This is a genomic window from Methylobacterium trifolii (assembly GCF_022179685.1).
In the GTDB taxonomy this organism is placed as follows: Bacteria; Pseudomonadota; Alphaproteobacteria; order Rhizobiales; family Beijerinckiaceae; genus Methylobacterium; species Methylobacterium trifolii.
The window spans coordinates 1-7,558 of the sequence record NZ_BPRB01000224.1 but is presented as its reverse complement, the minus strand read 5'-3'; the positions used below and the strand labels follow the sequence as shown (position 1 = coordinate 7,558).

Genomic DNA, 7,558 nt, shown 5'->3' with positions numbered 1-7,558 from the left:
CCGGCCGCGATGCTGGCCGACAACGACTCGACCCGCTTCTTCGACGCGATCGGCGACCTCGTTCAGCCCGGCCCCACCCGCACCAATGTCAACGACTGCCGCATCATCCTCGTCGGCTGATTTCTTCGTGACCTCGTCGACGCTGCGACGTTTCCTGGGCTGCGCCGTGCTCGGCGCCGCGCTCCTCGGCGCGGGGCCGGCGCGCGCGGACCTGCGCTTGTGCAACCTCACCGCCGGAAAGGTCGGCATCGCGCTGGGCTACCGGGACCCCCAGGGCTGGGTCACGGAAGGCTGGTGGGACCTGACGCCCAAGGCCTGCGAGACCCTGCTGAAGGGGGCGCTGGCGGCGCGGTTCTACTACGTCTTCGCCGTCGACTACACGCGGGGCGGCGAGTGGAGCGGGCGCTCGCTGATGTGCACGCGGGACTCGGAGTTCACGATCCGGGGCGTCGAGGATTGCCTGGCCCGCGGATACGACCGCAACGGCTTCTTCGAGGTCGACACGGGCGAGCAGAAGAGCTGGACCATCCAGCTCACCGACCCCAACCAGCCTGCGGCGCCCCAGCCCTGAGGGCGCCGCCGCCGTTTTCCGCGCCTCTCGACACCGAGCCTCCCTGCGATGGGTGCCCGCCTTGACGTGGCGGTGGGGCGAGTGCTTGTGGCGCACGCCTGCGCACCGGTCGAAACCCTTCCGGCACGTGCCCTCAAGACCAATCCCCGGAGGCCCGGTTGAAACGCTCCCGCCGTACGAAGATCGTCGCCACCCTCGGGCCGGCCTCCGACTCCCCCGAGATGATCGCGAAGCTCTTCCATGCGGGCGCCGACGTGTTCCGGCTCAACATGAGCCACCTGCCCCGCGAGAAGCTCGCCGAGAAGGTCGAGGTGATCCGCGCCGTCGAGCGCGAGGCCAAGCGGCCGATCGGCATCCTCGTGGACCTCCAGGGGCCGAAGCTCCGGCTGGGCACCTTCGTGGAGGGCAGCGCGATGATCGCGAACGGGGCGAGCTTCGTCCTCGACGGCGATCCGAGCCCGGGCGACGCCCATCGCTGCCACCTGCCGCATCCCGAGATCCTCGCGGCCCTGGAGCCCGGCCACGCCATCCTCGTGGACGACGGCAAGCTGCGGCTCACCGTCACCGAGGTCGGCGAGGCCCGCGCCGTCACCCGCGTCGAGGTCGGCGGCCGGATCTCGAACCGCAAGGGCGTCTCGCTGCCCCACACGGTGATCCCGCTGCCGGCGATGACCGACAAGGACCGCGCCGACCTCGAGGCCGGCCTCAGCGTCGGGGCCGACTGGATCGCCGTCTCCTTCGTGCAGCGCCCCGAGGACGTTGCCGAGGTCAAGAAGGTCTGCGCCGGCCGCGCCCTGGTGATGGCCAAGATCGAGAAGCCCCAAGCCCTGACCCGCCTCGACGAGATCATCGAGATCTCCGACGGCCTGATGGTCGCCCGCGGCGACCTCGGCGTCGAGATGCCCCTGGAGCAGGTGCCGGGGGTGCAGAAGCGCATCACCCGCGGGGCACGGCGCATGGGCAAGCCCGTGGTCGTGGCCACGCAAATGCTCGAATCGATGATCACGGCCCCCGTGCCGACCCGCGCCGAGGTCTCGGACGTGGCCACCGCCGTCTACGAGGGCGCGGATGCGGTGATGCTCTCGGCCGAGAGCGCGTCCGGCGCGTTTCCCCTGGAGGCGATCGCCATGATGAGTCGCATCGCCGAGGAGGTCGAGCGGGACGCCCTCTACTGGTCGATCATCTCGGCGCAACGCTCCACCCCCGACCACACCGCGGCCGACGCCATCGCGGCCGCCGCCCACCAGATGGTGGACGCCCTCGACCTCGACGCGATCATGGCCTGGACCCATTCCGGCTCGACGGCGCTCCGCCTCTCCCGCGAGCGGCCGAACGCCACCGTGATCGCGCTCACGCCCAAGCGCGAGACGGCCCGGCGGCTGGCCATGGCCTGGGGCACGCACCCCATCGTCACCAAGGACGCCAGCGACGTGGACGACATGGCCTTCCGCGCGGCCAAGTTCGCGGTGCGGGAGAACTTCGCCAAGCTCGGCGACCGGATCATCGTGGTGGCCGGCGTCCCCTTCGGCACGCCGGGGGCGACCAACCTCGTGCGCATCGCCTTCATCACCCGCGAGCACGCCGAGAAGGCCTGACCCCTCAGGGCGCAGGGGCGCCCTCCGCGATCCGGTCCGCGAGGCGCGAGACCTCGTCCGCCAGTCGCTCGGTGGCGACCCAGGGCACCATGTGGCCGATGCCGGGCAGGAGCACGAGCCGCGCGCCGGGGATCGCTGCCGCGAGCGGTCCGGACTGGAGGTCGCTCTTGACGATCGGGTCTGCGTCGCCCGCGATGACCAGCGTCGGGACTCGGATGCTGCCGTAGCGTGGGCTTTGACGTTCGAGCGCGGCGGGCAGGCCGAGCAGGTCCTGGACGTTGGCAAGAAGGGTCGCCGGACGGACCACCAGGGCGGCGCGGGCACGCTCCACGTAGCCGCCGGTCTCGGTCTGGGGCAGGAAGGCGCCGCGTCCGGCACCGTTCAGGTAGTACAGGGCGAGCGGCGGCCCGATCGTCCGGCTCAGCAGCCACGCCACCGGTGGCGCCACCGCCATCCGCCAGTACCAGGGCAGCCGCCGCTCCTGCTTGAAGGGCATGGCCACGGCCGAGACCAGCGCGAGCCCGGCGACCCGCTCCGGATGGTCGAGGGCGAGGCTGAGGGCTAGGGTGCCTGCCCAGGAATGGCCGAGCACGATCGCCGGGCCGACCCCCATCCGTTCAAGGGCTTGCGCGATGGCCGCCCCTTGGACGGCAGGGGACGCCGCCGCGGCGCTGTCCAGGCGGTCGCTCCAGCCGAAGCCGGGCCGGTCGAAGGCGATGACGCGAAAGCCCCGCGCCGCCAGCAGCCGGCCGACGCCCTCCATCGGGTCGGCGGCGTTGGCCGAGGCCCCGTGCAGGAGGACCACCGTGGCGCGCGCCCCGGTCTCCGGCCCGGCCTGGATGGTGGCCAAGCGCCCCTTGTCCACCGCGACGAAGGGGCCGGCCGGCGGATGCTTCGCGCCGACCCAGACGGTGATGGCCAGGCTCGCGGCCGCACTGAGGGCGAGGGCGCCGCCGATCAGGGCCGCGAGCAGCCCGAGGCCGAAGGCCAGCACCCTCAAAGGTCGCGGCCGTCGACCTCGGGCGTGAGGCGGTCGACCGCCTCCTTCACCTTGTCCATGCGCGGATACAGGGCGGCCGCGCGCCGGAAGGCGTTCAGGGCGCGGGTCTTGTCGTCGAGGGACTGGTAGATCCGCCCCAGCGCGGCCCAGGCCTCGAAGTGGCGCGGCTCCAGCACCAGGGCCCGCTGCAGGTCGCCGACGGCGACGTCCTTGTCGGAGAGCAGCCAGAACACCGTGGCGCGCCGGTTCCAGCCCTCGGACCAGCCGGGCTCGATCGCGGTGACGCGGTCCATCAGCTCGGCCGCCAGGGGGAAGTCCTGGGCGGTCATCGCCTGCCGGGCACGGTCGGTGAGGAGGTCGGCGGTGGCGCTGCCGGAGCGGTCGAGGCGGCGCTCGATCAGCCGGGCGATGCCCTTGGCCTCGGCGTCGTCGTCCGATTCGCGAAGGCGGGCGTAGAGGTCGTCCAGACTCGCGGGCGGGGCCGGTTTTGCCTGTTCCGGCTTGGCCTCGCCGGGCCGCTGGTCCGGCGCGAGGCGGGGGGCGGCCTGCGCGCCGCCGGCCAGCAGCGCGGCGGCAACGAGGAGAGCGGAGAGTGGACGCATCATGGCCGGAGCTTGCGGCCCCTGCGCCGGCCCGTCAACGCGCTCCCGTGCCGCGGACATGACGAGACGGCCGCTGCCGGCGGGCAGCGGCTGTGTCGATCCCGGATCGGGCGCCCGCGCCGGCGGGCACCGGGAAGGCCTCAGCCCTGGCGGGCCTTGAAGCGCTTCTGGGTCTTGTTGATGACGTAGACACGGCCCTTGCGGCGCACGAGCTGGTTGTCGCGGTGGCGGCCGCGGAGCGACTTCAGCGAGTTGCGAATCTTCATCGGTCTGTCACGCGGCCCGGCTCGAGGCCGGCCGTCCTTGCACGGGTGTCGGGAGCGGGTGACCCGCGAGGGCGCCCGGCGATGGCGTCTCGCATCGCGGAAAGGCGGTCCCCTTATCAGGATTCGGACGCGCGAGGCAAGGTCGGCGGCGCCACACGCCGCGGACGATGCCGAACGGCGCCGCATCTCGCAATCCCGGCATTCACGGCCAAGGCTGCAAGCCGCGGTGACAGGCGCCCGGCGACTGGATAGGAACGGTCAGGCCGAAGAGAGCAGCGTCCCCGCCCATGATCCAGCGCCCCCTCCGCATCGGAACCCGCGGCAGCCCGATGGCCCTCGCGCAGACCGGCATGGTGCGCGACAGGATCGTGGCGGCCAATCCGGGCCTGGAGACCGAGCTCGTCGTCGTCACCACCGTGGCCGACAAGATCCTGGACCGGCCGCTCTCCGAGATCGGCGGCAAGGGCCTGTTCACCAAGGAACTGGAGCAGGCGCTGTTCGCCGACGAGGTCGACGTCGCCGTCCACTCGATGAAGGACGTGGAGACCTGGCTGCCGGACGGCCTCGTCATCGGCTGCATCCTGGCGCGGGACGACCCGCGCGACGCCTTCCTCGCCCGGGACGCGTCCGGTTTCGCCGACCTGCCGGCCGGCGCGCGGGTCGGCACCTCCTCCCTGCGGCGGGCCGCCCAGGTGCTGATGCGCCGGCCGGACCTGCGCATCGTGCCCCTGCGGGGCAACGCCAACACCCGGATGCGCAAGCTCGAATCGGGGGAGTGCGACGCGACCCTGCTGGCGATCGCCGGCCTGGAGCGCCTCGGCCTGGAGGGCATGGCCCGCAGCGTGCTCTCCGTCGAGGAGATGCTGCCCGCCGTGGCGCAGGGGGCGCTCGGCATCGAGTGCCGGGCGGGCGACGACGCGATCCTGGACCTGCTCGCACCCATCGCCTGCGCCCGCACCACCATCGCGGTCGGCGCCGAGCGGGCGCTGCTCGCCGAACTCGACGGCTCCTGCCGCACCCCGATCGCCGCGCTCGCCCAAATCGAGGGCGAGACCCTGCGCCTCGACGGCCTGCTGTTCCTGCCGGACGGCAGCCGCCACTGGGGCGCCTCGCGCTCAGGCCCGGTGGCGGATGCGGACAGGCTCGGCCGCGAGGCCGGGGCCGAGATGAAGGCCGCAGCGGGCGAGACTTATTCGCGGCATCTCCAGTAGGGGGTTCGGCCGGCCCAGTTCACGCCACGCTGCGCTCGATCTCCTCCTCGTCGCAGATCACCCCGGCCGTGCCCTCGAACTCGGCGGAGATGTCGGTGGCGGGCCGGGCCGGGGCAGGGGCGGCCCGGTCCTGCGCGAAGGTTTCGAGGAACAGGCGCATGACGTGGCGCACGCCGGCGTCGTTGATGGTGCGTTGGTCCTCGTTGTAGTAGCGCCCGGCATTCACGTTGCTGGTGACGATGTCGTAGGCGGGGAAGTACACCGCCCGCGGGTCGCCCGAGGCGCAGACCTCGCCGGCCGCCACCCGCAGCACGGATTTCGAGTAGCTGTTCGATTCCATCACGTGCCGGTCCATGTAGGTGGCGATCATCGGCACGGGCGAGACCGTGAAGATCACGCGGGCTCCCGGGTTGACGCTCCAGAGCCGGTCGAGGAAGCCGCGCAGGTCCGCCAGGACCTCGCCCGCGCCGGCGTTGACGCATTCGTAGAGGTCGGGATCGAAGCTGCCGCCGGCCACCCCCGGCGCCAGCGGCAGCGCCGCGCCGTCGCCCCGCCAGCGCCAGCCCTCGGTCAGGCCGAGGGTGAGCACGAACACGTCCAGCGTCTCGAACAGCCGGCGCACCTCGGCCAGATGCACGTCGCGGGCGGCGACCACCTCCGCCTCGGTGGAGAAGCCAAGGGGCTCGACGGTGGGGCGGAACGGGTCGACGTAGCGCCCGTCCTCGCGCAGCCACGCGGTCAGCTCCGGCGCGAACCGGCCGTAGGCCCGGTCGAAGAGCTGCACGAACTGGCGGGTGTAGTAGAGGTTGCCGTAGCGGGCCGAGAAGGTGCCGAACTGGCGCGCCTGCGCCTCGGCCGGGCTGGCGCCGGGGGGCGCCTCCTCGGTGAGGTAGTAGTTGAAGCCGGCCTCGCGCAGGGCCTCGGCCACCCGCTGGGCGAAGCAGGAGCCGCCGGTGGCGACCTTGTCGGCCCGGCCGATGGCGAAGGTCTCCCGCGGGCGCGGGTTCACGGCGAAGGGCGGCACGTTGGTCACGACCTTGCGCCAGAATCGCTCGGCCGGTAGACCCGTATACGGATTCAACGCCATTCCCGATCCCCGATCCGATCCTCCGGGACGGCGTCGCAACCGTCCCCGCCCTGCGGAACATTCCGGCGCGCATCTTGGCCCTGCACGACCTGCCCCGGCGCGCCCGCAGCGCGTTTTCCTTGTCCGCGCCATCCTGGGCAAGAGCGTGGCGCGCCAAGGCGCCCGAGGAGACCGGGCGCGGCGGCCCGGCCATCGCGGTCATCGGCAACTGCCAGGCCCGCGGCGTGGCGCAGGCGATGCGGCTGTTCGCACCCGAGAGCCCCGTGCGCTTCGTCCCCATGGGCACCCTCAAGCGCGACCACGGCCACATGGACGGCCTCGTCCGTCTGCTGGCCGGCCACGACCACGTGTTCTCGCAATCCTTTCCGCAAGGCCTGATCCCCGGCGGCGACATCACGACGCTGCGCACCCGCGACGCCCGGCTGAAGCTGTTCCCGACGGTGGTGTTCTCCGCCTTCCACCCGGACATGGTCTATGCCGGCCGCACCGAGGACCTGGCGGCTCTGAAGCTCGCCCGCTCGCCGCTGGGCCAGTACCACTCGGCCATCGCCCTCTGCGCCCACCGCCTCGGGCTGAGCGTGACGCAGACGGCCAGCCTGTTCCGCGCCGACGTGTTCGCCCGCCTGGGCTATCTCGACCACTGGGACCCGTCCGTGCGGGAACTCGTCGGCCTCGGCGCCTCGATCGGCTTCGGGCTGGAGCGCGAGGTCGCCCGCTGGAGCCGCCGCGGCGCCTTCATGCACGTGATCAACCACCCGAAGGCCTTCGTCGTCGCCGACATCGCCCGGCGGCTGCTGATCGAGAGCGGCTTCGCCCCCCAGTCCGTGGAGATCGAGGACTATCTCGGCGACGAACTCGCCCGCGACGTGGTCTGGCCGGTCTATCCGCCGATCGCCGAGGCCTACGGCCTGACCGGCTCCTACCTGTTCAAGGAGAAGCCCGCCGGCGACGCCTTCCCGCGGCTCTACGACCTGCACGGCTTCCTGGCCGCGAGCTTTGCCCTCTACGACGCGAGCGAGCCGGGGGCGCTGGCCTGCGCGCGCATCGACACCTGGGCCGGCGCGCCGTGGATCGCCGAGATTTTTTTGGCTGCCAAGAGTGCGTGAGGCCAAGGGCGCCTGAGGGCGAAGCCTCCTTGGCGGCGTCTAGTGGCCCAAGTCTAACAATTGGTCCCGGCCGCTATCGACCCCTTGCCGACACCCGGAAGGTCTTCTTCCAGGGTGTCG

The 7,558-nt window shown here is 72.2% G+C and carries 9 protein-coding genes; 5 read left to right on the top strand and 4 right to left on the bottom strand.

The features are described 5' to 3' along the window. The 3 genes from COGEMETH_RS25660 to pyk all read left to right on the top strand — a co-directional run. The coding region (locus COGEMETH_RS25660) for an MOFRL family protein (RefSeq protein WP_283215027.1) at positions 1-120 on the top strand (120 nt) is incomplete at its 5' end. After that, complete coding sequence (locus tag COGEMETH_RS18690) at positions 86-571, top strand: DUF1036 domain-containing protein (protein WP_238184113.1); 486 nt, start codon at positions 86-88, stop codon at positions 569-571. The genes COGEMETH_RS25660 and COGEMETH_RS18690, both read left to right, overlap by 35 nt. Before the next feature lie 158 nt (positions 572-729). After that, positions 730-2,166, top strand: coding sequence for a pyruvate kinase (pyk, locus tag COGEMETH_RS18685; RefSeq protein WP_238184112.1), 1,437 nt, complete (start codon positions 730-732; stop codon positions 2,164-2,166). Positions 2,167-2,170: 4 nt separating this feature from the next. Here the strand turns inward: pyk and COGEMETH_RS18680 are convergent, their stop codons facing one another. From COGEMETH_RS18680 to ykgO, 3 genes are all read right to left on the bottom strand, one after another. After that, entirely contained in the window at positions 2,171-3,160 is a 990-nt protein-coding gene (locus COGEMETH_RS18680; RefSeq protein ID WP_373875393.1) for an alpha/beta fold hydrolase, read from the bottom strand. 2 nt (positions 3,161-3,162) lie between these two features. Continuing rightward, on the bottom strand, positions 3,163-3,768 hold the full coding sequence (locus tag COGEMETH_RS18675) for a tetratricopeptide repeat protein (RefSeq protein WP_373875394.1): 606 nt from the start codon (positions 3,766-3,768) through the stop codon (positions 3,163-3,165). 140 nt (positions 3,769-3,908) lie between these two features. Further along, the gene (gene ykgO, locus COGEMETH_RS18670) at positions 3,909-4,034 is read right to left on the bottom strand and encodes a type B 50S ribosomal protein L36 (RefSeq protein ID WP_003601867.1); all 126 of its coding nucleotides are present in this window, start codon (positions 4,032-4,034) and stop codon (positions 3,909-3,911) included. Between the two features lie 287 nt (positions 4,035-4,321). Here ykgO and hemC point away from each other — a divergent pair, with 287 nt between their 5' ends. Then, entirely contained in the window at positions 4,322-5,245 is a 924-nt protein-coding gene (gene hemC / locus COGEMETH_RS18665) for a hydroxymethylbilane synthase (RefSeq protein ID WP_238184109.1), read from the top strand. A gap of 19 nt (positions 5,246-5,264) precedes the next feature. Here hemC and COGEMETH_RS18660 read toward each other — a convergent pair whose 3' ends face one another. Then, complete coding sequence (locus tag COGEMETH_RS18660) at positions 5,265-6,332, bottom strand: GSCFA domain-containing protein (protein ID WP_238184108.1); 1,068 nt, start codon at positions 6,330-6,332, stop codon at positions 5,265-5,267. Positions 6,333-6,406: 74 nt separating this feature from the next. Here COGEMETH_RS18660 and COGEMETH_RS18655 point away from each other — a divergent pair, with 74 nt between their 5' ends. After that, entirely contained in the window at positions 6,407-7,438 is a 1,032-nt protein-coding gene (locus COGEMETH_RS18655; RefSeq protein WP_238184107.1) for a WcbI family polysaccharide biosynthesis putative acetyltransferase, read from the top strand. The last annotated feature ends 120 nt before the right edge of the window (positions 7,439-7,558 follow it).